The sequence below is a fragment of the Marinobacter psychrophilus genome, assembly GCF_001043175.1.
GTDB classification, from domain to species: domain Bacteria; phylum Pseudomonadota; class Gammaproteobacteria; order Pseudomonadales; family Oleiphilaceae; genus Marinobacter; species Marinobacter psychrophilus.
Window position 1 is genome coordinate 2,475,419 of the sequence record NZ_CP011494.1, and the last position, 23,878, is coordinate 2,499,296.

General features: G+C 54.6%; 26 protein-coding genes. 19 read left to right on the forward strand and 7 right to left on the reverse strand.

Translation table 11 applies throughout. The features are described 5' to 3' along the window. Window positions 1-33: 33 nt before the first annotated feature. From ABA45_RS11100 to infA, 6 genes are all read left to right on the forward strand, one after another. Window positions 34-1,086 (forward strand): agmatine deiminase family protein, encoded by a 1,053-nt coding sequence (locus tag ABA45_RS11100; protein WP_084708331.1) that lies wholly within the window; start codon window positions 34-36, stop codon window positions 1,084-1,086. An 81-nt stretch (window positions 1,087-1,167) separates the two neighbouring features. Then, window positions 1,168-2,082: an AAA family ATPase gene (locus tag ABA45_RS11105; RefSeq protein WP_048386124.1), complete on the forward strand. Its 915-nt coding sequence runs from the start codon at window positions 1,168-1,170 to the stop codon at window positions 2,080-2,082. A gap of 223 nt (window positions 2,083-2,305) precedes the next feature. Further along, window positions 2,306-3,259: a thioredoxin-disulfide reductase gene (trxB, locus tag ABA45_RS11110; RefSeq protein WP_014871653.1), complete on the forward strand. Its 954-nt coding sequence runs from the start codon at window positions 2,306-2,308 to the stop codon at window positions 3,257-3,259. A gap of 38 nt (window positions 3,260-3,297) precedes the next feature. Continuing rightward, window positions 3,298-4,014 carry a leucyl/phenylalanyl-tRNA--protein transferase gene (aat, locus tag ABA45_RS11115; protein WP_048386127.1) on the forward strand — a complete coding sequence of 239 codons (717 nt, stop codon included), beginning with the start codon at window positions 3,298-3,300 and terminating at the stop codon, window positions 4,012-4,014. Further along, on the forward strand, window positions 4,011-4,724 hold the full coding sequence (locus tag ABA45_RS11120) for an arginyltransferase (RefSeq protein WP_048386129.1): 714 nt from the start codon (window positions 4,011-4,013) through the stop codon (window positions 4,722-4,724). Before aat ends, ABA45_RS11120 begins: the two co-directional genes overlap by 4 nt. An 81-nt stretch (window positions 4,725-4,805) precedes the next feature. Beyond that, the gene (gene infA, locus ABA45_RS11125; RefSeq protein WP_007350942.1) at window positions 4,806-5,024 is read left to right on the forward strand and encodes a translation initiation factor IF-1; all 219 of its coding nucleotides are present in this window, start codon (window positions 4,806-4,808) and stop codon (window positions 5,022-5,024) included. A 270-nt stretch (window positions 5,025-5,294) separates the two neighbouring features. On the opposite strand, the gene ABA45_RS11130 is transcribed toward infA, so the two are convergent. The 4 genes from ABA45_RS11130 to clpS form a co-directional block, all read right to left on the reverse strand. After that, entirely contained in the window at window positions 5,295-5,846 is a 552-nt protein-coding gene (locus ABA45_RS11130; RefSeq protein ID WP_048386131.1) for a cytochrome b/b6 domain-containing protein, read from the reverse strand. Beyond that, window positions 5,839-6,114, reverse strand: coding sequence for a PepSY domain-containing protein (locus ABA45_RS11135; protein ID WP_048386133.1), 276 nt, complete (start codon window positions 6,112-6,114; stop codon window positions 5,839-5,841). Before ABA45_RS11135 ends, ABA45_RS11130 begins: the two co-directional genes overlap by 8 nt. A 187-nt stretch (window positions 6,115-6,301) precedes the next feature. After that, on the reverse strand, window positions 6,302-8,569 hold the full coding sequence (clpA, locus tag ABA45_RS11140) for an ATP-dependent Clp protease ATP-binding subunit ClpA (protein WP_014871658.1): 2,268 nt from the start codon (window positions 8,567-8,569) through the stop codon (window positions 6,302-6,304). An 18-nt stretch (window positions 8,570-8,587) separates the two neighbouring features. Further along, the gene (clpS, locus tag ABA45_RS11145) at window positions 8,588-8,947 is read right to left on the reverse strand and encodes an ATP-dependent Clp protease adapter ClpS (RefSeq protein ID WP_048389009.1); all 360 of its coding nucleotides are present in this window, start codon (window positions 8,945-8,947) and stop codon (window positions 8,588-8,590) included. Between the two features lie 256 nt (window positions 8,948-9,203). Between clpS and ABA45_RS11150 the strand changes: the two genes are divergently transcribed. The 8 genes from ABA45_RS11150 (at window position 9,204) to ABA45_RS11185 (ending at window position 16,191) form a co-directional block, all read left to right on the forward strand. Next, window positions 9,204-9,437 (forward strand): cold shock domain-containing protein, encoded by a 234-nt coding sequence (locus ABA45_RS11150; RefSeq protein WP_014871660.1) that lies wholly within the window; start codon window positions 9,204-9,206, stop codon window positions 9,435-9,437. A 106-nt stretch (window positions 9,438-9,543) separates the two neighbouring features. Then, window positions 9,544-10,203, forward strand: a complete 660-nt coding sequence (locus ABA45_RS11155) for a pseudouridine synthase (protein WP_048386135.1) — start codon at window positions 9,544-9,546, stop codon at window positions 10,201-10,203. Continuing rightward, entirely contained in the window at window positions 10,200-10,649 is a 450-nt protein-coding gene (locus ABA45_RS11160) for an NUDIX hydrolase (RefSeq protein ID WP_048386138.1), read from the forward strand. The genes ABA45_RS11155 and ABA45_RS11160 overlap by 4 nt, the downstream gene beginning before the upstream one ends. Window positions 10,650-10,760: 111 nt before the next feature. Further along, window positions 10,761-11,906: a tRNA 2-thiouridine(34) synthase MnmA gene (gene mnmA, locus ABA45_RS11165; protein WP_048386140.1), complete on the forward strand. Its 1,146-nt coding sequence runs from the start codon at window positions 10,761-10,763 to the stop codon at window positions 11,904-11,906. After that, window positions 11,903-12,529, forward strand: coding sequence for a high frequency lysogenization protein HflD (hflD, locus tag ABA45_RS11170; protein ID WP_048386142.1), 627 nt, complete (start codon window positions 11,903-11,905; stop codon window positions 12,527-12,529). Before mnmA ends, hflD begins: the two co-directional genes overlap by 4 nt. Window positions 12,530-12,643: 114 nt before the next feature. Continuing rightward, window positions 12,644-14,011: an adenylosuccinate lyase gene (gene purB, locus ABA45_RS11175; RefSeq protein WP_048386144.1), complete on the forward strand. Its 1,368-nt coding sequence runs from the start codon at window positions 12,644-12,646 to the stop codon at window positions 14,009-14,011. 16 nt (window positions 14,012-14,027) lie between these two features. Next, on the forward strand, window positions 14,028-15,179 hold the full coding sequence (locus ABA45_RS11180) for a cupin domain-containing protein (RefSeq protein WP_048386146.1): 1,152 nt from the start codon (window positions 14,028-14,030) through the stop codon (window positions 15,177-15,179). A gap of 19 nt (window positions 15,180-15,198) precedes the next feature. Then, entirely contained in the window at window positions 15,199-16,191 is a 993-nt protein-coding gene (locus tag ABA45_RS11185) for a GNAT family N-acetyltransferase (RefSeq protein ID WP_048386148.1), read from the forward strand. 62 nt (window positions 16,192-16,253) lie between these two features. Here ABA45_RS11185 and ABA45_RS11190 read toward each other — a convergent pair whose 3' ends face one another. After that, the gene (locus tag ABA45_RS11190) at window positions 16,254-17,234 is read right to left on the reverse strand and encodes a LysR family transcriptional regulator (protein ID WP_048386150.1); all 981 of its coding nucleotides are present in this window, start codon (window positions 17,232-17,234) and stop codon (window positions 16,254-16,256) included. A gap of 107 nt (window positions 17,235-17,341) precedes the next feature. On the opposite strand from ABA45_RS11190, the gene ABA45_RS11195 reads away from it, so the two are divergent. Further along, complete coding sequence (locus tag ABA45_RS11195; RefSeq protein WP_048386152.1) at window positions 17,342-18,115, forward strand: hypothetical protein; 774 nt, start codon at window positions 17,342-17,344, stop codon at window positions 18,113-18,115. A gap of 6 nt (window positions 18,116-18,121) precedes the next feature. Here ABA45_RS11195 and ABA45_RS11200 read toward each other — a convergent pair whose 3' ends face one another. Beyond that, window positions 18,122-18,604: a glutathione peroxidase gene (locus ABA45_RS11200; protein ID WP_048386154.1), complete on the reverse strand. Its 483-nt coding sequence runs from the start codon at window positions 18,602-18,604 to the stop codon at window positions 18,122-18,124. A gap of 267 nt (window positions 18,605-18,871) precedes the next feature. Here ABA45_RS11200 and ABA45_RS11205 point away from each other — a divergent pair, with 267 nt between their 5' ends. The 4 genes from ABA45_RS11205 (at window position 18,872) to ABA45_RS11220 (ending at window position 22,500) form a co-directional block, all read left to right on the forward strand. Next, window positions 18,872-20,086, forward strand: a complete 1,215-nt coding sequence (locus ABA45_RS11205) for a pyridoxal phosphate-dependent aminotransferase (protein WP_048386156.1) — start codon at window positions 18,872-18,874, stop codon at window positions 20,084-20,086. Window positions 20,087-20,174: 88 nt separating this feature from the next. Beyond that, on the forward strand, window positions 20,175-21,056 hold the full coding sequence (htpX, locus tag ABA45_RS11210; RefSeq protein ID WP_048386158.1) for a protease HtpX: 882 nt from the start codon (window positions 20,175-20,177) through the stop codon (window positions 21,054-21,056). Between the two features lie 7 nt (window positions 21,057-21,063). Continuing rightward, window positions 21,064-22,068, forward strand: a complete 1,005-nt coding sequence (locus ABA45_RS11215; protein ID WP_227506015.1) for a LysR family transcriptional regulator — start codon at window positions 21,064-21,066, stop codon at window positions 22,066-22,068. Between the two features lie 90 nt (window positions 22,069-22,158). Then, entirely contained in the window at window positions 22,159-22,500 is a 342-nt protein-coding gene (locus ABA45_RS11220) for a DUF7352 domain-containing protein (RefSeq protein WP_048386159.1), read from the forward strand. A gap of 110 nt (window positions 22,501-22,610) precedes the next feature. On the opposite strand, the gene pdxB is transcribed toward ABA45_RS11220, so the two are convergent. After that, window positions 22,611-23,777, reverse strand: coding sequence for a 4-phosphoerythronate dehydrogenase PdxB (gene pdxB / locus ABA45_RS11225; RefSeq protein WP_048386161.1), 1,167 nt, complete (start codon window positions 23,775-23,777; stop codon window positions 22,611-22,613). Window positions 23,778-23,878: the final 101 nt, after the last annotated feature.

Here is a 23,878-nt window from a genome sequence, read left to right on the forward strand (position 1 = left end):
TGGTTTTTTCAATAGGGAAAAGGTACTGGCCCAGTGAAATCGAAGCCGTTATTGCCCGCAGAGTGGGCGCCGCAGAGTGCGGTGATGCTGACCTGGCCCCATCACAACACCGCCTGGGCCAGCCATCTGGTTCAGACAGAGCCGGTATTTATGGCGATTACGCGCGCGGTTTTGCGCTTCGAAGCGGTATTGATAAGCTGCGAAGACCCAGAGCAGGCGCAGCAATTGCAGGAACAACTAAACCATTATGTAGAAACCGCTGGCGTGGCATTCCGCGTACGGGTTCTGGTTGCGCCGTCAGACCACAGCTGGGCGCGCGACCACGGTCCTTTAACAGTGCTCACTTACCGCGACTCCTGGCTGGTCGATTTCAGTTTTAACGCCTGGGGCAATAAGTTTCCATGGGGCAAAGACAACGCCCTGACCAACAAGCTGCTCACGGCCGGTGCGTTTGACGGCAGCACACTGAAAAGCGTCAAATTCATTCTGGAAGGCGGCGCCATCGACACCGATGGCGAAGGCACTCTGCTGACCACCAGCCAATGCCTGCTAAGCCCCAGCCGCAATCCCGACTACAGCCGCAGCGCCATGGAGAGACTTTTTGGCCAGTTACTGGGCATTCGCCGAGTGCTCTGGCTGAATCACGGCTACCTGGCCGGCGACGATACTGACAGCCATATAGACACTCTGGCGCGGTTTTGCGCACCCGACCACATTTGTTATGTCGCCTGCCCTGATGAAAGCGACGAGCACTATGGCGCTCTTAGCACCATGGCAGAGGGCCTGCGCGAATTCCGCCAAGCCAATGGTGAGCCTTACCGTCTGACGGCTTTGCCCTGGCCAGACGCTATCCATGATGAAAAAGGCCGGCGCCTGCCGGCCACTTACGCCAACTTTCTGATCATCAACGGCGCGGTATTACTGCCGGTATACGATGTACCCCAAGATACCGCAGCGATCGCCACAGTGCAGAATCTGTTCCCGGACCGTGAAATAATCGCCATACCCTGTCGCCCGTTGCTGCGGCAAGGCGGCAGCCTGCACTGCGTAACAATGCAATTGCCTGCGGGCGTCGCGACCGAATAGCACCGCACCTGCTCTTTCTCTGGCGGCCGGCGTATTGCCCTGTACTCAGACATTTCACATAGGCAGGAAGTTGATCAGACTATGAACAAAGCGATAAATCAGATCGTCGACCAACTCAATGGCATTCTGCTGGGCAAAGACCAGCAGGTGCGCCTGGCGCTTTGCAGCCTCTTCGCAGGCGGACATTTGCTGATTGAAGACATTCCGGGCATGGGTAAAACCACGCTTGCCCACGCTCTGGCACACATAATGGGCCTGCGCTATCAACGCATCCAATTTACCAACGATTTATTGCCGGCAGACGTGTTGGGCTATTCGATTTACGACAAGGCTGCCGGCAGTCTTGTTTTTCATCCGGGGCCGATTTTTGCCCAGTTGATTCTAGCCGACGAAATAAATCGCGCATCGCCGCGAACCCAAAGCGCTCTGTTGGAAGCAATGGAAGAACGGCAGGTGTCGATTGAAGGAGAAACCCGGCCCCTTCCCCAACCGTTTTTTGTGATTGCCACCCAAAACCCCATCGAGCAAGGTGGCACGTTTGCGCTGCCAGAAAGTCAGCTTGACCGGTTTCTGATGCGCCTGCACCTGGGCTACCCTGATTCCCGGGCAGAACGCCAATTACTGGAGGGCGAAGACCGCCGCAGCATGACCCAGCGCCTTTCCACCCTGTTGGCTGAAGAGCAATTGACGCGCATTCAACAAACGGTGCTGCAGGTCAGCACCAGCCCCGCGCTGCTCGACTACGTACAGCGCTTGCTGGAAGCCAGCCGTAACATTCCGGGCCTGCTTTACGGCCTGTCTCCGCGCGCCGGTCTGGGCCTGCTGCGCGCAGCGAAAGCCTGGGCGCTGATGCAGGGCCGTGATCACGTGCTGCCAGACGACGTACAAGCAGTGTTTGCGGCGGTGGCAGAGCATCGCCTGGAACAGGGCGAAAGCGGCAAAAGCCAGGAACGGGTGCAACGCTTGCTGGCTGGCGTATCGGTGCTTGGCGACTGAGTCAGTTGGCTGCCTGGCGGCTGAACCGATAGAGCAGGCGTATCAGCAGAATTGGCCAAAACAACTGGCAAGCGTACCGGCTATTCATGATAGCCTTCGTATCTTCCTATTGAACTTTCTATACTTTTCAAACTTTCTAAACTTTTTAGACTCGTTAAAATCCGTGCCGCCGCCATAACGAGCTGCGGGCACAGTGACCATACTCGTATTAAGTGAGAACAGCATGAGCACCAGCACACATTCCCGCCTAATTATTCTAGGCTCCGGCCCTGCCGGCTATACCGCTGCCGTTTACGCGGCCCGCGCCAACCTGAAGCCAACATTGATCACCGGTATTGAAGTGGGTGGCCAGCTGACCACAACCACAGACGTCGACAACTGGCCCGGTGACAACGACGGCGTGCAAGGGCCAGAATTAATGCAACGGATGTTGAAACATGCGGAACGTTTTGAAACGAAAATCATTTACGACACGGTTAATGAAGTCGACTTGAACCAGCGTCCGTTTCGCCTCAAGGGTGACAGCGGCGAGCACACCTGCGATGCACTGATCATTTCTACCGGCGCCTCGGCCATGTATCTGGGGCTTGAGTCGGAAGAGAAATTCAAAGGCCAGGGCGTGTCAGCCTGTGCAACCTGTGACGGCTTTTTTTATCGCAACCAGAAGGTAGCGGTTATCGGCGGCGGCAACACCGCCGTGGAAGAAGCCCTGTACCTGTCCAACATTGCGGCCGAAGTGACGCTGGTGCACCGCCGCGACAGCCTGCGTGCAGAGAAAATTCTGCAGGACAAATTGTTTGAAAAAGCCGCCAACGGCAATGTGCGAATCATTTGGGATCACACCCTGGACGAAGTGCTGGGTGACGGCACCGGCGTAACCGGTATGCGCATCCGCAGCATGAAAGACGACTCCAAGCAGGACATGGAGCTTTCCGGTGTGTTTATCGCCATTGGCCATAAACCCAACACCAGCCTGTTCGAAGGCCAGCTTGAAATGACAAACGGCTACCTGCACATCCGCTCCGGATTGGACGGAATGGCAACCCAAACAACCGTGCCAGGCGTGTTTGCCGCCGGTGATGTTGCTGATCACGTGTATCGCCAAGCAGTGACGTCGTCCGGTTTTGGTTGTATGGCGGCGCTGGACGCCGAGCGCTATCTGGACCAACAAAGCTAAACTGAAGCCACAACGTTGAGCTGAAAAGCGAACACACTATGACGTCTTTGCCCTGGTTACCTGAACATGCGCTGTGGTTCCCCTCGCCCGAGAGCGCGCTGGCGGAACCCGACGGCCTGTTGGCTGCCGGCGGCGATTTGAGCAGCAAGCGCCTGGTGCTGGCCTATGAAAACGGTATTTTTCCCTGGTACAGCGACGACCAGCCAATACTTTGGTGGTCACCCGATCCGCGCTGCGTCATTTTTCCGGAAAATATCCACATTTCCCGCAGCCTGCGCCGCAGCCTCAACAAAGACTATTTCTCGGTAACCGCAGACCAAGCCTTCAGCCGGATTATGCACCTGTGTGGATCTACCCGTGCTGAGGGAACCTGGATTACCGAAAACATGCTTCAGGCCTACATCAAGCTGCACAGGGAGGGCATTGCCCACTCTATTGAAGCCTGGAACCCGCACGGCGAATTGGCGGGCGGCATGTACGGCGTAGCGCTGGGCAGCTGTTTTTTTGGCGAGTCTATGTTCTCGCTGGAAACCAACGCGTCCAAGGTATTAATGGTGCACCTTGCTAACCAGCTGCGGCAGTGGGGATACCGGATTATTGACTGTCAGGTAGCCAGCGATCATCTGTTGAGCATGGGCGCACAAACCATACCGCGAACGGAGTTTCTGGCCATGCTCGGCCGCTATACAAAACAATCACCGGCAGTGGCGGACTGGCAGTTTCAATGGCGCTGGCCAAGCCCGGAGGGTGAATGAGCAATTTGAGAGCACTGGTGTTCTTCGCAACACCCGCTCACGACTGCAGCTATCTGCCAGGTCGCCAGTCCACCACCATGTTTGTAGATCCTAAAACAGAAATTAATCGCACGCTTTACAGCGAGCTGACAGCGCTTGGCTTTCGCCGCAGCGGCTCGCATTATTATCGCCCCCACTGTGAAAACTGCCAGGCCTGCATTCCAGTCAGGGTACCCGTCGCAGAGTTTAGCCCCGACCGTAACCAGCGCCGGGTGTGGAAGAAGAATGCTGATCTGGCCTGCGCGCTGGTGCCGGCTGCCTATTCGGAACAATGGTACCGACTTTACGCCCGCTACATTGAACTGCGCCACAAAGACGGCGACATGTACCCGCCATCACGAGAGCAGTTCATGGCGTTTCTGGTGGAGGGCCAGACTGATTCCTGGTTTCTGGAAATGACCCTGCACGGTGAGCTTATCGGGTTGGCGGTGGTTGACCGTCTGGACGACGGCCTGTCGGCCATCTATACCGTGTTCGAACCAGACCTGGTTCATCGCAGCCTGGGCACCTTCGCGGTACTCTGGCAAATTGAAGAGGCCCGGCGCGAGCAGCTCAGCCATGTGTATCTGGGGTACTGGATTCTAAAATGTCGCAAAATGAATTACAAAAGCAACTTTAAACCCATCGAGCAGTTCACGGATAACCGCTGGCAAGCACTCGATAGCAACTGACTTTTGCTAAACGGCTCAAAATCAGGCAGAATTGCGCAATTTAAAATTACGGAAAGTATTCCAAAACGAGGTTTTTACTGAATGGCGAAGACAGATGTCATTGAAATGGAAGGCGTTATTATTGATACGCTACCAAACACCATGTTCCGTGTAGAGCTTAGCAACGGCCACGTTGTGACCGCACACATCTCCGGAAAGATGCGCAAGAACTACATTCGCATCCTGACCGGCGATAAAGTCAAAGTGGAACTGACGCCATACGACCTAAGCAAAGGCCGGATCGTTTACCGCGCGCGTTAATGTCTAGCGAACAAGCTGCCAGCTTTTTGTAAATAGTATCGTCGTAACCCGCGTATCTTTAAACGTTATAAAAGAAGAGTTCGCCTTAGCGAGCTCTTCTTTTTACACTTTTCGAAGATAGCGTATAGCCATGTTCTATTATTCTACCAAGGACCATCTCCTTGGGTGGGTCTTATATGTCTGCTGTTCTGTTTCATAGACACAGCGTGTCTCTGCATACTATGTCTATAATTCAGTTTGTTCTGGAAATTCGCTGATTGTCGTAGCCGGCTAGCGCCGTTTGTAGCCTGTAAGCATTGAGCGGATAAGGTTTTCCTGGTGGTGAAAGCTCTCATAAATCGCCGCACTCACGTGCAGTGCAATTGCGATAAGAGTCATGTTTACCGATATCTCGTGCACTTCTTCGAGCACCCCGCTGCCCCAACCCCAATCGGTGGTAAGCAGCAAGCCGCTAATGCCAATCACACCGTTCGCCAACAACAAAAACAGGATCATTATCGCCGCTGCCGGATTATGACCGAGGTGACTCGGCTCCTGCCCCTTTAGCGCAAGACGTACATAATCGGTCAGACGCCCAGGCCTCGGTACAAAATCACTAAAGCGCGCATAACGACTGCCGATCACGCCCCAAACCAAACGGCAAGCTATCAACCCCACCACCACACAGCCCGACCACTCGTGGATATTCCGGTAGTCGTCGGCGGTGAAATAAGCCACACAAAACGCTGCCACCAGACCCCAATGAAAGATTCGCACCGCCGGGTCCCATACCTTGACGCGGCCACCCTGGCTCACAGTGCTTGCTTTCAGAGTATCAGTCATCGCGTTCTTCCTTGATAACATCACCGCTAACCGGGTTGAAATAGATCTCGACCTTAACGCCGCCCTTATCCATGCCGTAGATCTCGTAGCAGTTACCACTGGTCACCTTGAACTTTTTGATCGTGTAACCTTGATCGTCGAGGTTCTGCTTCAGGGTGTCCTGAGACATCCATTCGGACTGCGGGGCGTCGGTGCATTGCGGGCCGGCGACAGCGGCCCCGGTGAACAACAGAGCGGCGGTTGCGACGGCAATATAACGAATCTTCATGCAGATTTCCTTGTCGTGTTCAGGTGCTATGCCGGCTTGGCATAACATGCATCAAAACACGCCAACCTGACAGGAACCTTAACGCTCGAAATCGAAGACCAATTAATGCAGTAAGAAAGGGAAGAGGGGAATTATCAAAATGACTTCTGCTCAGCCTGATCCAACCGGACCAGGCTGAGCAGACAGGTTAAACCGCTTCTGCGGGTTCCGATTCGTATTCGAACACCAGTTCGTCGTTTTCGAGACGCACAAACACTTCACCACCCTTCTCGGCCAATCGACCAAACAGAATCTGCTCAGCCAGTGGCCGCTTGATCTTGTCCTGAATCAGCCTCGACATCGGCCTTGCACCCATGGACACGTCGTAGCCTTTGTCGGCTAACCACAGCTTTGAAGGCTCGTCTACGTGCAATACCACGTGCTTGTCGTCCAACTGCGCCTGCAGTTCGGTGAGGAACTTATCCACCACGTGAGTAATAGTCTGGCGCTCCAGATCCGCGAACTGAATGATGCCATCCAAACGGTTGCGGAATTCTGGCGTGAAAGTCTTGCTGATAATTTCCATGCCATCGCTGCGGTGGTTTTGCTCACTGAAGCCCATGGAACGTCGGGCCATACTTTCGGCACCGGCGTTGGTAGTCATCACTAGGATTACATGGCGGAAGTCGGCTTTACGACCGTTGTTGTCCGTCAGCGTGCCGTGGTCCATTACCTGCAGCAGCAGGTTAAACACCTCTGGATGAGCCTTCTCAATCTCATCCAGCAGCAGAACGCAGTGGGGATGCTTGTTCACCGATTCGGTTAGCAGACCACCTTGGTCAAAACCGACATAGCCCGGCGGTGCACCAATCAGACGCGACACAGTATGCCGCTCCATGTACTCAGACATATCAAAGCGCACCAGCTCGATACCCAACACCTTGGCCAACTGCTTGGTGACTTCGGTTTTACCCACACCGGTGGGGCCGGCAAACAGGAATGCACCTTCCGGTTTTTCCGGTGATTTCAGCCCGGCGCGGGCCAGCTTAATAGCCGTAGACAGGGATTCGATGGCCGGGTCTTGCCCGAACACCACCATTTTAAGATCCCGCTCCATCGTCCGCAGCAGGTCTTTGTCACTGGTGGACACGCTCTTGGGTGGAATACGTGCAATATTGGCCACGACTTCCTCAATTTCTGCGACATCGATCACTTTCTTGCGTTTGTCTTCACTCATCAAGCGCTGATGGGCACCCGCTTCGTCGATCACGTCTATGGCCTTGTCAGGCAGATGCCTGTCATTGATGTAGCGTTCAGACAGTTCAGCCGCCACCCGCAGGGCCTGATCGGTGTAGGTTAAATCGTGATGTTTCTCAAAATTCGGCTTCAGACCTTTCAGGATCAGATACGTGTCTTCGACACTGGGTTCGTTGACATCAATTTTCTGGAACCTGCGAGCCAGAGCCGCATCTTTCTCGAATATACCGCGAAATTCTTGATAGGTGGTCGAGCCAATGCAACGCAGCTCACCCGAGCCGAGCATCGGTTTGAGTAGATTCGACGCGTCCATCACGCCACCGGATGCCGAACCGGCGCCAATAATGGTGTGAATTTCATCGATAAATAAAATAGCGTGTTCCTGCTTTTTCAGATCCGACAGCAAACCTTTCAGACGCTTTTCAAAATCACCGCGGTACTTGGTACCCGCCAGCAGCGCTCCCAAGTCGAGCGAATAGACCACTGCGTTGGCGATCACTTGCGGCACTTGAGAATCGACAATGCGCTTGGCCAGACCTTCAGCGATGGCGGTTTTACCAACGCCGGCTTCACCGACCAACAATGGATTGTTTTTGCGGCGACGCACCAGAATCTGCACCACACGCTCCACTTCGTGCTCACGCCCGATCAGCGGGTCAATACGGCCTTGGCGCGCTTGCTCGTTCAAGTTGGTGGTGTAATTGTCCAACGGTGTCGATTGCGCGGCTTCTTCGCCGTTCTCTTCCTGAGCAGCCTCGCGGCCTTCTTGATCCTCGGCACCCTGCACTCGAGAAATGCCGTGAGACACAAAATTGACCACATCAATACGCGCGACATTCTGCTTTTTCAACAGATAAACCGCTTGGCTTTCCTGCTCACTAAAGATCGCCACTAGCACGTTAGCGCCAGTTACTTCTTTTTTGCCGGAAGACTGTACATGGAAAACCGCACGCTGCAGCACGCGCTGAAAGCCCAGGGTTGGCTGGGTTTCGCGATCGCCGTCAGAATCCGGAATGAGTGGCGTTGTGGAATCAACAAATTCACGCAGTTCCTGTTCCAGCGGGCCCAACTCTGCGCCACACGCTTTCAGAACTCCCACCGCCGAATCGTTGTCCAAAAGGGCCAACAGTAAATGCTCAACTGTCATGAATTCGTGACGCTTGTCACGGGCATTCTTGAAGGCCGAATTCAATGTAAGTTCAAGATCTTTGCTCAGCATGGGCTACTCCAACAGCTATCAATCTGCACGTTCAATTTCGCACAACAGCGGGTGATCACATTCTGACGAATGGTGATTCACCTGGGCCGCTTTGGTTTCTGCGATATCCCGGGAATACACACCACATACGGCTTTGCCTTGCGTATGGACGAGAAGCATTACCTGTGTTGCCCTTTCTTCATTCATTCCGAAGAAAGTCGTTAACACTTCCACCACAAAATCCATAGGAGTGTAGTCGTCGTTTAAAAGAATCACCCTGAACTGCGCAGGCCGCTCCAGGGCTGGCTTTTCCGGCGCAACGCTGACCTGATCATGACGACCTGGTTCACGTTCGTCTCCCTGATTCCATATTAGTCGAGAATTTTCAATCATTCGCATCATTCTTTACCGAAGTTACCGGTGCCTTACTAGTAATGTGGGTGTGGGTCACCGCTTTTTCAAGCAGGCCTTCTTTAGTATGAATACGCACATGATACCGGTTCCGGACTGCCCTCAACCACTCAAAACCTCTACGACGAGCAGTTGACTGCAACACAGTATTGAACCAGAGTTCATAACGATGTAAAAAAATGTTGCTCAGCTCCAGAATTCAACAATAATAATTACTGACAGCAAAGGTACAGGGGAGTTCAACATGCCCAGCGGCAAAGTAAAATGGTTCAACAACGCTAAGGGTTACGGTTTTATCATTGAAGACGGCTACAATGACGACCTTTTTGCTCATTTTTCAGCCATTCAAATGGATGGCTATAAAACTCTGAAAGCCGGACAGGCAGTCAGTTTCGAGAAAAAACCGGTGGATGACGGTGTTCACGCCATCAACATCATGCCGCTGCTGCAACCAAATCACAGTGTCCCGTCTGGCTGAACGATAAACCAGCCAAATTTCTATACATCCACGGCTACTGGCGGTTGCGAAATCCTGTATCTGGGGTAGTCTCTGCGGCTAGCCCTAACAGCAACACAGACTACCTATGGCCGAATTAATCCTGTTCAACAAGCCGTTTCAGGTACTCAGCCAGTTTACGGATGAACGGCAACCTGGCGACAAGCCCCGGAGAGCGACCCTGGCCGACTGGATCAACCAGCCCGGCATATACCCTGCCGGCCGCCTTGATTACGATTCCGAAGGCCTGCTATTACTGACCTCAGACGGCCCGCTACAGCATCGCATAGCCTCGCCCCAGGGTAAGATGGAAAAAACCTATTGGGTTCAGGTTGAAGGCACAATGAACCCTCAATCTCTGCGCCAGCTGGAGCAAGGTGTACCGCTAAAAGACGGACTGACGCGCCCAGCCCTTGCTCGGGCAATGGAAGAACCTGTCATTTGGCTACGCAACCCCCCTGTGCGCTTCCGCCAGAACATTCCCACTAGCTGGCTGGAGCTAACCATCTGTGAAGGCCGTAATCGCCAGGTAAGGCGGATGACCGCGGCGCTGGGCTTTCCAACACTTCGGCTGATCCGCTATCGCATTGGTGACTGGAGCCTTGGCTTACTTGAACCCGGTCAGTATAGCTCAACAACCCTGAACATGACCGCGACCCCAGCGCCGCGTCGCAAACCCACTGGCAGCCGTCAATCACCAAAAGCAAACCGCGGCCACCGCCCTCACCGGAGTCAAACATTGTCATGACTTGGACGCCCCACGCAACCGTCGCCGCCATTGTTGAAGATGACCAAGGCCGTCTGTTAATGGTTGAAGAGTCCAGCGACGGCAAAATTGTGTTCAACCAGCCGGCCGGGCACATTGAAGAAAACGAAACCTTACTCGATGCGGTGCGCCGGGAGACCCTGGAAGAAACTGGCTGGGAGGTAGAACCAGAGCATCTACTGGGCATTTACGTTTACAAAGCGCCGACCAACGGCGTTACCTACTACCGCTTCTGCTACAGCGCCCGCGCAGTGCGCAAAGTGTCAGAGCAACTTGATAGCGACATTATTGCCGCTCACTGGCTCACACCGGAACACATAGCCGGCCTGGGTGACAAGCTGCGCAGCCCGCTGGTACTTCAGTGTATAGAAGATTTTCAAAGTGGCCGGCGTCTGCCGCTGGATCTGATTCACGACCCACAGACGTGACGACCGCAAGCTGATAAGATGCTCCGCTTTTACTGACACAGAGCCGTTATGACCGAGTTCCATACAGCCGCAAATACCATCCCAGGTACCGTCCCTGGCACTAGCTCAAACATGAGCCGCGTTATCGTCGGCATGTCCGGCGGTGTCGATTCCTCCGTTGCCGCCTGGCTGCTAAAAGAACAGGGTTATCAGGTAGAAGGCCTGTTCATGAAGAACTGGGATGAAGACGACGGCACCGAATATTGCACCGCCATGACCGACCTGGCCGACGCCCAGGCGGTGGCCGACCACATCGGTATAAAGCTGCATACCGCCAGCTTTGCGGCGGAATACTGGGACCGGGTATTCGAGCATTTTCTCAGCGAATACAAAGCTGGTCGCACCCCAAATCCAGACATTCTGTGCAACAAGGAAGTAAAATTCCGCGCTTTTCTGGATTACGCGATAACACTGGGCGCCGATTACATTGCCACCGGGCACTACACTCGCCAATGCCCGCTTGATGACGGTTCCGGCAAGGCTCAGCTACTCAAAGGTCTCGACGGCAACAAAGATCAAAGCTATTTCCTGCACGCGGTATCCGGCGATCGCATCGCCCGCACTCTGTTCCCGGTTGGCGAACTTGAGAAGCCAGAGGTACGCCGCATTGCCGAAGCGCAAGGGTTCGTTACCCACGATAAAAAAGATTCTACCGGCATCTGCTTTATTGGCGAGCGCAAGTTCACTGACTTCCTGAAGCAGTACCTGCCGGCTCAGCCCGGCACCATTGAAACGCCGGAAGGCGACATTGTTGGCCGCCATCAGGGCCTGATGTACCACACCATTGGCCAGCGCCAAGGCCTTGGTATTGGCGGATTGAACGGTTACAGCGATGAACCCTGGTACGTAGCGGAAAAAGACCTGGCACGTAACGTGTTGATTGCAGCTCAGGGTAAAAGCCACCCACTGCTGTTTTCCCGCGGCCTGGTCTCTGGCCCTGTCGATTGGGTTGCCGCTGAGGCTCCGAGCGCAAAGTTCCGCTGCATGGCCAAAACCCGCTATCGCCAGCCTGATCAACTGTGCGAGGTAACAGCCATCGACGGTGGCGTAAAAGTGGTGTTCGATGACCCCCAGCGCGCAGTGACGCCTGGTCAATCAGTGGTATTTTACGACGGCGAGATTTGCTTGGGCGGCGGCGTCATTGAACACACTTGGCGCGATGGCGAACCACTGCCAGTGCGCCTGACAGCTGAACCAACTGACGGAGTGCCGTCATGAGCCGCACACTTCACGACCAAACCCTGGCCCTGGCCGGCGTTTTTCAGGCTGCGAATCTGGTTACCCAGATTGCCCATGACGGTGTTTGCGACGCAACCGACCTGGAAACCTGCCTACGTTCACTGTTCGCCACTGACCCGGCCACCACGCTGGACGTATACGGCGGAGAACTGCGCGACTTGAGCCTGGGGCTAAATACGATGGTTCGCGTGCTCGGCGAGCAACGCAAGCTTACCGACATCGAAACACTGCGCTACGTGCTCAACCTGCTCCAATTGGAGTCCAAACTCAATAGCAACAAAGACATGATGTCGGTGCTGGGCAGCCGAATTGAGCAGGCACGGCACACTGCCAGTCATTTCGGTTATATACACAGCAATCTGATTGGCAATCTGTCGTCAGTGTATGCCGACACCATCAGCACCTACCGCCAGCGCATTCAAGTCAGCGGCACGCCGGCTATTCTGCAGCAGGAAGAAAACGCCGCTAAAATACGGGCGTTGCTGTTGGCCGGCATTCGCTCGGCAGTGCTCTGGAGGCAGACCGGCGGGCGCCGCTGGCAACTTATCTTTACCCGCAAAAACGTGATTGCCCACGCCCGCGAATTGCTGAAAAACGGATAGTGCCCGGTTTGCCTAATTCGCCAGCCGGCTGAGCTGATTCCGACCAGCCGCTGGTGTATTATATCGTCCGGACTTTTACCGCCCCCCGCTACAAACATTTTTGAGAGGTTTTCGATGGAACTCACCGCCCTGACCGCCATTTCCCCGGTGGACGGACGCTACGGCAGCAAAGTTAGCGTTTTCCGCAATATTTTCAGTGAATATGGCCTGATCAGAAACCGCGTAACCGTCGAAATCCGCTGGTTGCAAAAACTGGCTGCTCATCCGCAAGTTTTGGAAGTTCCGGTATTTTCTACTGAAGCAGACGCTGCCCTGAACACCTTGGTTAGTGAATTCAGTGTGGCCGATGCCCAGCGCATAAAAGATATTGAACGCACCACCAATCACGATGTAAAAGCGGTGGAATACTTTATTAAAGAAAAAATCGCTGACAACGCCGAACTTCACGCGGTCACCGAATTTGTTCACTTTGCCTGCACCTCGGAAGACATCAACAACCTTTCCCACGCGTTGATGCTGCGCGAAGGCCTCGACATCGGCATGCTGCCGGTGATGACAAAAGTCATAGACCAGATCGCCAAGCTGGCACACGACCACGCTTCCCAGCCCATGCTGTCGCGCACACACGGCCAAACCGCGTCGCCCACTACCGTTGGTAAAGAGCTGGCCAACGCGGTACACCGCCTGCGGCGCCAGCTGGCGCAGATCCAAAACGTGGAGTTGCTGGGTAAAATCAACGGCGCCGTGGGCAATTATAACGCTCACCTATCCGCTTATCCGGACATCGACTGGGCCGCAACCGCCGAAACGTTTATTGAAGGCCTGGGGCTGAATTTCAACCCCTACACCACCCAGATTGAACCTCACGATTACATCGCCGAACTGTACGACGCGGTTGCCCGCTTCAACACCATTTTGATCGATTTGGACCGCGATATCTGGGGTTATATTTCGCTGGGCTATTTCACGCAGAAAACAGTCGAAGGCGAAGTCGGTTCTTCCACCATGCCGCACAAAGTTAACCCCATTGACTTCGAAAACTCCGAAGGCAACCTGGGCATTGCCAACGCCTTGCTAAACCATTTGTCAGCCAAGCTGCCAATCTCGCGCTGGCAGCGTGATCTGACCGACTCTACCGTGCTGCGCAACCTGGGAGTGGGGTTTGCCCACAGCCTTATCGCCTATGAATCTACCCTCAAAGGCCTGAGCAAGTTGGAACTGAACGCAGCGCGCCTAGACGCCGACCTAAACCAGGCCTGGGAAGTTTTAGCGGAACCGATTCAGACCGTGATGCGCCGTTACAATATTGAAAAGCCTTACGAAAAGCTAAAAGCCTTAACCCGCGGCAAAGCCATGAGCGCCGAGGTTATCCAAAGCTTTGTCAGCAGCCTGGACATTCCCGATCAGGCTAAGGCCGAACTCATGGCGATGACACCCGGCAGCTACATTGGCAACGCCATAAACCAAGCCCGCAACATCTAAACACCGGAGTAACACCATGGACATGCTTGGCGGAATAACCTCTGCAGAGTTTTTACGAGACTACTGGCAGAAAAAGCCTCTGGTTATCCGCCAGGCGCTTCCCGGCTTTGAAAGCCCCGTAACGGCCGACGAGCTGGCAGGATTGGCCTGCGAAGAAACAGTAGAGTCGCGCATCGTGATTGAAGATGATGCAGGGAAACCCTGGCAAGTACATAACGGCCCGTTCACCGAAGAGCGTTTCAGCAAGCTTCCAGAGCAAAACTGGACCTTGCTAGTTCAGGGCCTTGACCACTGGGTGCCGGAAGTCGCCGATTTACTGGAGCACTTCCGCTTTGTACCCAACTGGCGGTTGGACGACATTATGGCCAGCTACGCGCCTAAAGGCGGCAGCGTAGGTCCCCATTACGATCAGTATGACGTGTTCCTGCTGCAGGCCCGGGGCAACCGGCGCTGGACGTTTGGCGGTGAATGCAGCTCTAAGTCGCCGCGTTTGGAAGGCACACCTCTGCGTATTCTAAGTGACTGGCAGGGCGAGGAAACCGTGGTTTTAGAGCCGGGCGACATGCTGTACCTGCCGCCTGCCATCGGCCATCACGGAGTAGCCGAAGGCGACTGTATTACTCTGTCAGTGGGCTTTCGCGCGCCCACAGTCGACGATTTGCTCACCGGCTTTACCGACTTCCTGTGCAACCAGCCCAATGCGGCTGAACACATGAACGACCCGGATCTGGCGGTGCAGGACAATCCCGGCACCATCGCACCGGTGGTCATTGACCGCCTGGAAGCTCTGATACAGGAAAAAATAGGCGACCGGCGCAATCTCTCACTGTGGTTTGGCCAATTTGCCACCGCTCCAAAGAGCGCTGAAACGGTGGTACCCGCCGATGAGCCTGCCGCCAGCGAAGACCTTCAAGCCGCAATACAGGCCGGTGAACAGGTTCGCTGGAACGAAGGGTCTCGCTTTGCCTTTCATGAACTGGACAACGAAACCGCACTGTTTGTAGACGGCGAGCAATACCTGTTGCGCGGCGATGCTCGCCCGTTTGCGCCGCTGTTGTGCGCTGGCGTGCGAGTTGACACAAAGGCTTTGGCAGAATTTGCCGAAGACGACGCGATACTTGGGCTGCTCACCAATCTGTACAATCAGGGCTCGGTCTATTTCGAATAAACGGCCGCACGGGGCTTTGATGAATTTGCGCATTCGGAAATACAACTGGAACAGCGCGCCGCCGCAAATCCGAGGCATACGCCAGCGGGTATTTGTTGAGGAGCAGAACGTGCCACCGGAGCTGGAGTGGGACGCCACCGACCAAAGCGGCGAACACTTTCTGGTGGTGGTGGATGGCAATAAAGCCGCAGCCACGGCGCGCCTGTATGGCATTCCGGGTGCCACTGGCTTCATCGGACGTATGGCGGTGCTGCCGCCATACCGCGGCAAACGGATTGGCCAGGCACTGTTGCATCATCTGATCTGCCAAGGCGCGGCACACTACTCTCAGCTGCAACTGTCGGCGCAGCTGCACGCTGTCGAATTTTATCGGCGTGCCGGTTTTCACCTCTGTTCAGACCAATATGACGATGCCGGCATAGCGCATTTTGATATGCGCTGCCTGGCGCCTTCGGTGCTGGCCGAAGACCTGGCGGCGGAACCGGCCGAGAAACGGCCTGGAATTCGCAAATACCCAATGAACCTTGGCGACGATTCGCGCAGCTGGCTGTTCGAGCAGCCGCGGCAACTGGTAGAGCTGATGCACAGCTTAGCGGGACAGGCGCGGCAGCGATTATGGCTGTACGACAACTCGTTGGACTTTGACCTTTACGGCCAGCCGCGCTTTTGCGAGTTGGTGTCGCAAATAGCCAGGCGCCATAGGCTTAGCGATGTGCGCCTACTGATTGAAGATGACAAAGCCCTGACTCAACGCCAGCACGGGCTGGTTGAGTTAATGCGACGGTTGCCCAGCCACATCGAACTTCGGCTGGTAAGCGATGCAAACCCATCCGAAAAAGAACCCTTTTTGCTGGCCGACCGCCAAGGTGTGCTTTATCGACATGGAGTTGGCGGCAGCCAGGGTTTCGCCAACTTTTCCGACCGCGGGCGGGTAAAACGCCTGGAAGAGCGCTTCTTACAAATGTGGAACACCAGCCAGCAGTCGACGGAATTACGGGTGCTTTCTCTCTAGCATTTAACGCAACCGCCGGCGCTCTAGCATTTAACGTGACCGCAGGTGCGCCATCTTTTGAATCAGCCGCGTTCGAAGGGTGTGCCGAACTCGGCAAACTCTGCGTCTACTTCTTCGGCAACCTCGGCGATCAGCCGGCGCAACCATTGGTGGTCAGCGTTGTGTTGCAGCAGCGGGCTCCAGGCCATTTTCAAATCGAACGGCGGAATATCGAAGGGCGGCACTTTGAACACCAGTTGCGGGTTGTCGCGCTGGAGCCAGGCCGCCCGTGATGGCAGCGTGGCAATCAGATCGTGTTGCTCGGCCAAGAGCATGGCCACTTGATAGTGGCGGGTGAACACTGAAATCTGCCGTTTATGGCCAATCTTGGCCAGGGCTTCATCAACCCAGCCCAGGCGCTGCACGTCTTTGGGGTTCACCCCCACCCCCACGCCAAACCCGGTCTTACTGACCCAGATGTGACTGGCCTGAAGATAACTTTCCAGGACAAACGATTGTTTCAAAATCGGGTTTTCAGCATTCATCAAACAAGCAAAATATTCGCTCCACAGGGTTTTCTGGTGAAACGACTGGGGAATCTTGTCGAAGCGGTTGATGGCCATATCTAGCCGGCCCTGCTCCACATCCAGAAAACTGACGTCGCTGGGGGTTAGTACATCCAGAGTTACCTGCGGAGCTTCCTGACGTATCCGCCGCAGTACTCGCGGCATCAGGCAGGACTCAGCGTAGTCACTGGCCATAATACGAAACACACGCTGGCTGTTAATCGCGGAAAACGGGGTTTTATCCTGCATCACCTGCTCGATGCTGGACACAATCGAACGCACCACTGGCTGCAACTCCCGGGCTCTTTCAGTGGCGGTCATGCCTTCGCTGGTGCGCACCAGCAGTGGGTCACCAAACAACTGGCGCAACCGTCTCAAGCCGTTACTCATGGCGGGCTGGGTAATGCCCAGATGATTGGCTGCCTTGGTTACATTGCACTCTCGCAGCAGCACGTCCAGGTATACCAGCAGATTCAGGTCTACGCGGGAAATATCCAAGGCCTGCTCTCCTTCACATTTAAAAACATTCTTAGGACGCTATTTCTGATACCCTTTTTTTACTATTAAACCTGCGCTAGCTTGCCTACGGAGTCGCGTCGTACGTCATGAAACCTTCAACACTTGTTCTGCTATTAATAGCCGTGGTTGCCATTGCGATTACGGTGGTTACCATCAGCCACCTGCGTGAAAAAGCCCGCATTCAGCGCGTTCGCCACATTGCCATGCTGGAAAAGAACTACAAGCTCGCCAATCAGCTGCTATCGGAACTGCCAGGCCAGTATCTGACCAGTGATTTGAAGCTGATCCTTATCAAACAAATGGAACACAGTTGCAATAGCCTGGCAACCCTGAACACCGCCCTACCCATTGATCAACGGCGCGATGAGCTGGTCCTGCTGAAGCAGCAAATACGCGACGGTGCAGACAAAACAGTGCAGATACTTATAGATTTACCGCAAAAAGCGACCGCCGTCAAAGACCTACTGCAAGGCCTGTTCGCCCTGTTAGAGGCGATGCACAAGGCCGGCCGGCTAGACGCCGCCACAGCGCAGAAGAACCTGAAATACGTGCTGTTCTTGGTACACAAAACCCAGACTGATCTGCTTGTTTTTCAGGCTCGGGATTGTATGCGCCAGAACGAAATACGTAAAGCCATTCACGCATACCATCTGGCCAGCACCGAAATGGGCAAATCTGCGGATAATCCCGTGGCCATAGAAGCCGTGAAAAACTTCCGCACCCGCATCAAAGAACTGGAAGCGCTGACCGGCACAGAGACCGACAGCGCAAGCCTTGAGGCGCACCGCAAGAAGGATGAAGAGTGGGATACCCTTTTGGAAAACGACAACTGGAAGAAAAAAACCAACTACGACGATTAACAGGGGCTAACCCAGCGCCTTTACGATGTCAGCACGAATATCGGCAGGCTTAGTGGTGGGAGGGTAGCGCTTGAGCACCGTGCCGTCGCGATTCACCAGAAACTTGGTAAAATTCCACTTTACTTGCTCAGACCCCAGCAGCCCTGAGGCCTCATGCTTCAGATAGCGGTAGAGCGGATGTGTGTTATCGCCGTTTACCTCAACTTTCGCAAACATCGGAAAGCTGACTCCGTAGTTCAGTGAACAAAACTGTCCGATGCTGTCGTTGCTGCCCGGATCCTGATTCATGAACTGATTGCAGGGAAAACCCAGCACTTCCAGGCCCCGATCAGCCAGGTCGCTGTAAAGCGTCTGCAGACCCTCGAACTGTGGCGTGAAACCGCATTTGCTGGCGGTGTTCACAATCAGCAAGACTTTGCCCTGGTAAACCGCCATGCTCTGGGCGTTATCGCGAATGTCTGCTACTTCAAAATCGTATATGCCGGCCATCGCGTTGTTCCTTCTAACTGAAATACGGTGAAACACTGGGACACCGAGTTTAACACTCGTTGCCAGCCTACGGGCAGATTACTATTTCACAAGCAACCGCGGAATCTACCGTAACCCAGCGTCCCGTCTGGCGAATAGCCAGACGGGACGCTGGCACTATTCATCATAATTCAACTGTTGTTCAGGACTCCCGCTCCATTAGAATAGACCGCAACTTCCTAATTTTTTATTCGCCGTAACACACGCTAAAGAAAGGATAGACTGGGCATGCAGAATTATCACAAATCCGCCAAACTGAACAATGTGTGCTACGACATACGCGGCGTGGTTCTGCGTGAAGCGCGGCGCCTGGAAGAAGAAGGCCATCGCGTACTTAAGCTGAATATCGGCAACCCAGCCAGCTTTGAGCTTGATGTACCTGAAGAAATTCAGCAAGACGTCATCTACAACATGCACCTGGCCCAAGGCTATGTGGAATCCAAAGGCCTGTTTTCCGCACGCAAAGCGGTCATGCACTATTGCCAGCAGCGCGGCATCGACAAAGTCGACATTGATGACATTTACCTGGGTAACGGAGTCAGCGAACTGATCGTGATGTCTATGCAGGCCATGCTCAATACCGGCGACGAAGTGTTGATTCCGGCCCCTGACTACCCCCTGTGGACCGCCGCGGTAGCGCTTTCCAGCGGCAAGCCAGTGCACTATCACTGCGATGAGCAGCAAGGCTGGTTTCCAGACATTGATGACATCCGCCGCAAAATCACCAAACGCACCCGGGCGATTGTGCTGATTAACCCCAACAACCCTACCGGCGCAGTCTATTCCACCGAGCTGTTACACCAGGTGATTGAACTGGCGCGGGCCCACAACCTAATCGTTTTGTCTGACGAGATTTACGACAAAATTCTCTACGATGACGTGAAGCACGTTTCTACCGCGTCCCTCGCCGATGACGTGCTATTTTTCACCTACAACGGCCTGTCGAAAAATTATCGTGCTGCAGGCTATCGATCCGGCTGGATGATCATCAGCGGCGCCAAACACAAAGCCACCGACCTTGTTGAAGGCATCGAAATGCTCTCGAACATGCGCCTGTGCGCCAACGTGCCAGCCCAGCTGGCCATCCAGACGGCTTTGGGTGGCTACCAATCCATCAACGATCTGGTGATTCCCGGCGGCCGCCTGTTCGAGCAGCGCCAGGCGGCGTGGGAATTGCTAAACGACATTCCTGGCGTCAGTTGCGTAAAGCCCCAGGGTGCACTCTACTTGTTCCCCAGACTGGATCCCAAGCGCTACCCCATCGTCAACGATGAGAAACTGGTATTGGACTTGCTGATTCAGGAAAAGATACTGCTGGTGCAGGGTTCTGCTTTTAACGTAAAAGACAGACAGCATCTGCGTGTTGTTTTCCTTCCTCGCAAAGACACTCTGGCCGATGCCGTGGGCCGCCTGGGGCGATTCCTGGAACAATACAAGCAATAAGGCTGTCACCTCTTTTGGCCGGCCTGATTTACAGGCTTTTTTATAGGCACATTCGCAGGCGCGGGTTCATTTACAAGAGAAGGAAGCTATGAGAATACTGCTGTTTCTGGCCACCAACCTAGCGGTAATCCTGGTAGCCAGTTTCACTTTGAGATTACTGGGAGTAGACAACTATCTGGCCCAGAACGGTATTGATTACGGCTCTCTGCTGGTGTTTGCAGCCATATTTGGCTTTGCCGGCTCTCTTATATCGCTATTGATTTCAAAACCCATGGCGAAATGGAGCACCAAAGCCCGGGTGATCGACACACCGCGCACACCGGTGGAGCGATGGTTACTCGAAACCGTGGCGGAGCTGGCTAAAAACGCCGGTATTGGCATGCCTGAGGTGGCCATTTTTCCCGCCAGTCAATCTAACGCTTTTGCCACCGGCTGGAACAAAAACAAAGCGTTGGTGGCGGTCAGTGAGGGCCTGCTCAGCCGGTTCAGCAAAGACGAGGTTCGCGCTGTGATGGGCCATGAAATCGGCCACGTAGCCAATGGCGACATGGTGACCCTGGCGTTGATTCAAGGCGTGGTAAACACCTTTGTTATTTTCGCAGCGCGGGTTATTGGTTCCTTTGTCGACCGAGTGGTGTTCAAGAATCAAAGCGGCCACGGTATGGGCTTCTTTATTGTCAGCATGGTGGCAGAACTTGTTTTAGGCATTCTGGCCAGCACCATTGTGTTCTGGTTCTCTCGCCGCCGGGAATTTCGCGCCGACATCGCCGGCGCCCAACTGGCCGGCCGCGCAGCCATGATCAGTGCTCTGGGACGACTAAAACAAGAAAGCCAAGTACCAGACCAGATGCCCGATACGCTGCAAGCGTTTGCCATCAACCGGGGCCATCGGAGTGGCCTGAGTGCTTTGTTCATGACACACCCGCCACTAGAACGGCGCATCGAGGCGTTACAGCAGGCCAAGCTTTAAAAAAGTATTGTGTACTGGCAATGCTGATAGACGTGGAAGACATTCTCAGGCGTTTGGTGCGTACCAAAACCTGACCCTTACCGCGGAGGCAACTCTGAACAATCTGAATCTGCGCCATCTGCATTATTTTTGGGTGATTTCCCGCCTGGGCTCTGTGGTAGCCGCAGCCGATCATCTTGAGCTGACACCGCAAACGCTCAGCGGCCAACTGGCAAGCCTGGAGGCCCAGCTAGGCGGTGCTCTGTTCCACCGCGCCAACCGGGCTTTGCAACTCACCGATTTTGGACATACCGTGTTCAGCTACGCCGACGAAATGTTCAAGACTGCACAGGCGCTGTCTGATCTGGTGATCAAGCCTGCCGAGGGTCGCCCGCTGCGGCTGGCCGTGGGTATCTGCGCCTCGATTCATAAGTTGATCGCCTACCGTTTGCTGAAACCGGCGCTGGAATTGCCGCGTACTGTAAAGCTGCGTTGCCAGACCGGTGACCTCTCACAACTTTTGAAATGTCTGCACCAGCGCTCTCTTAACGTCATACTCAGCGACCGCCCGCCTGCGGATAAAGACGCGCCCCAGGTACGCTGCTACGCATTAGGCCGCTCCTCCATGTCGCTGTTTGCGGTACCCGAGCTGGCCCAACGTCTGGCCAGTGATTTCCCCCAAAGCCTGAATCATCAGCCATTTTTGGCCACCGCTCTGGATGCACCTTACATCACTGAGCTGAAAAACTGGTTTGCCAGTCGCAACATCGCGGTCAATGTCGTAGCAGAAGTTGACGACAGCGCCCTGATCAAAGTCTTCGGCCACCAGGGTGTAGGCTATTTCGCTGCACCTACGGTGATCTGCGACGAAGTATGCCGGCAATATCGGGTTGCCCACATTGCCATCATTAACGAGGTTCAAGACACGCTGTTCGCCATCACCCGCGATCACGGCAGCCACGATGCTGCGGTGCAGGCTATTATTGAAGGACCTATGGCCATCGTGAAAAGCATCGAAAATTCCGATGTATAAGGCCGAAGAAACTTTATTTTTTTCGAGCCGTAATTAATGGATGATCAAGTCTTACACCATGCAACGTGCACCACACCAGGAGTGGCGATCATGAAAACGATCCATAAGTTTCGGCTTGAAGGCGGTAAGGTTATCAACACCCTGAAATTGCGAGAGGGCTACAGAGCGGTGCGCTGCGAATACGTAGTGCCCGACAAGTGCGTATACCTGTGGGTTGAACAGCCGTTGAGTGTTGACATTGCAACGGTGGTGCGGCAATTCGTTGTGACGTTTTCAGGAGAACCGGTACCCATTCACTACAACTATGTAGACACCGCCATCGACACGCTGGGCGCCGAGGCTTATCACGTGTTCGAAGTGTCAGGGGCGGCTACCGGCGAGATGCTGGCCAAGGGAGAAGTGCACGCCGAACCTTTGGTTGCTGCGCGCTAAGGCGCCGTTTTTAAACAGCGGCCGTCGGGATTGGCCTGCAGGATTCGACTTTCACAAAACCATAACAGGCCTTAATGGGCCTGTTTTGGTTGTGAGCGGTAAAGCGGACATCAGATATTGACTTTGAATCCCAGCGAGCGGAACTGCTCTCCCATAGATTTACTGCTGCCTTTAAGCTGGATTTTCAGACTGGAACATTCACGGCGCACCGGATATTCCTTACGAAGCCGATCAAAGGCTTGAGCGCGCTGCTGCTCGTCGCCCGCCATGCTCAGCCGTAAACGGGCGTCGTCACGGCGCGGATCGTAGCAGTTATGCAAAGCCTGCTGTATCGCATCATCGCCGGCGTTGCTGGTGAATGCCAGCTTACTTAAGGGAGGCTGGGGCAGATACTGGCCTGCCTGTTTGCGCACGGGCAGGCCGAGAAAGCGAGACAGCGCCCGGTATATGGTTTCGGTGCCATGCACTTTGCCTTCAAGGCTGTAACCGGCAATATGCGGCGTGCCCAACCAAACCTGCTGCAGCAGCTGCGGGTCTATGTTGGGTTCATTTTCCCACACATCCAGCACCACCGTGGGCGCATCGGGTTGCTGCAGCCGTGCAAGCAAATCGGCGTTGTTGATCACTTCACCACGCCCGCTGTTGATCAATAGCTGATCGGGCCTGAGTGTCGCAAGCTCTTGCGCCCCCAACAGGTGATAGGTTCGGTGCTCTCCCTCGCGGGTTAGCGGAGTGTGCAGCGTTACCAGGTCACACTCAAGCGCCTGTTCAAGGCTGGAAAATTCGGTCGCGCTTGGCTCGTCCAGCCCGTCGAACTGGGCCTGCTGCCTGGGCGGATCGCACAGAACAACGGTAAAGCCCAAGCGTTCCAGCCTTTGCGCCAGTAACCCGCCAACGTTGCCAGCCCCCACAATACCAACACTCTGGCGCGCCCAGTTGCTGAGCCCGCGCCTAGAGGCGTGCAACGAAGCCACAGCCAGAACGTACTCCACCACGCTGTTGGCATTGCAGCCGGGGGCGGCGCAAAAATGGATACCCTGAGATTCTAACCAGAACTGGTCAACATGGTCGGTACCAATGGTGGTGGTACCCACAAAACGCACCCGGCTGCCTTCCAGCAAGCCGCGATTTACCTGGGTAACCGAACGCACCAGCAACACATCGGCGTCGCGCACTTGGTCTGGGCTGAGCTCTCGGCCGCTGACCCGGCGGATGTCACCAAAATCGGAAAAAAACGAGTCCAGTAACGGAATGTTTTCGTCTGCAACAATCAACATGCCGGTCGTCCGCCTTTTTATCTAAACTGGTATGGGTCTAAACCGCTGTATCTCAAACCTTGTGCCTTAAACGTTATCTCTGAGCTTTTGTACCCAGTGTC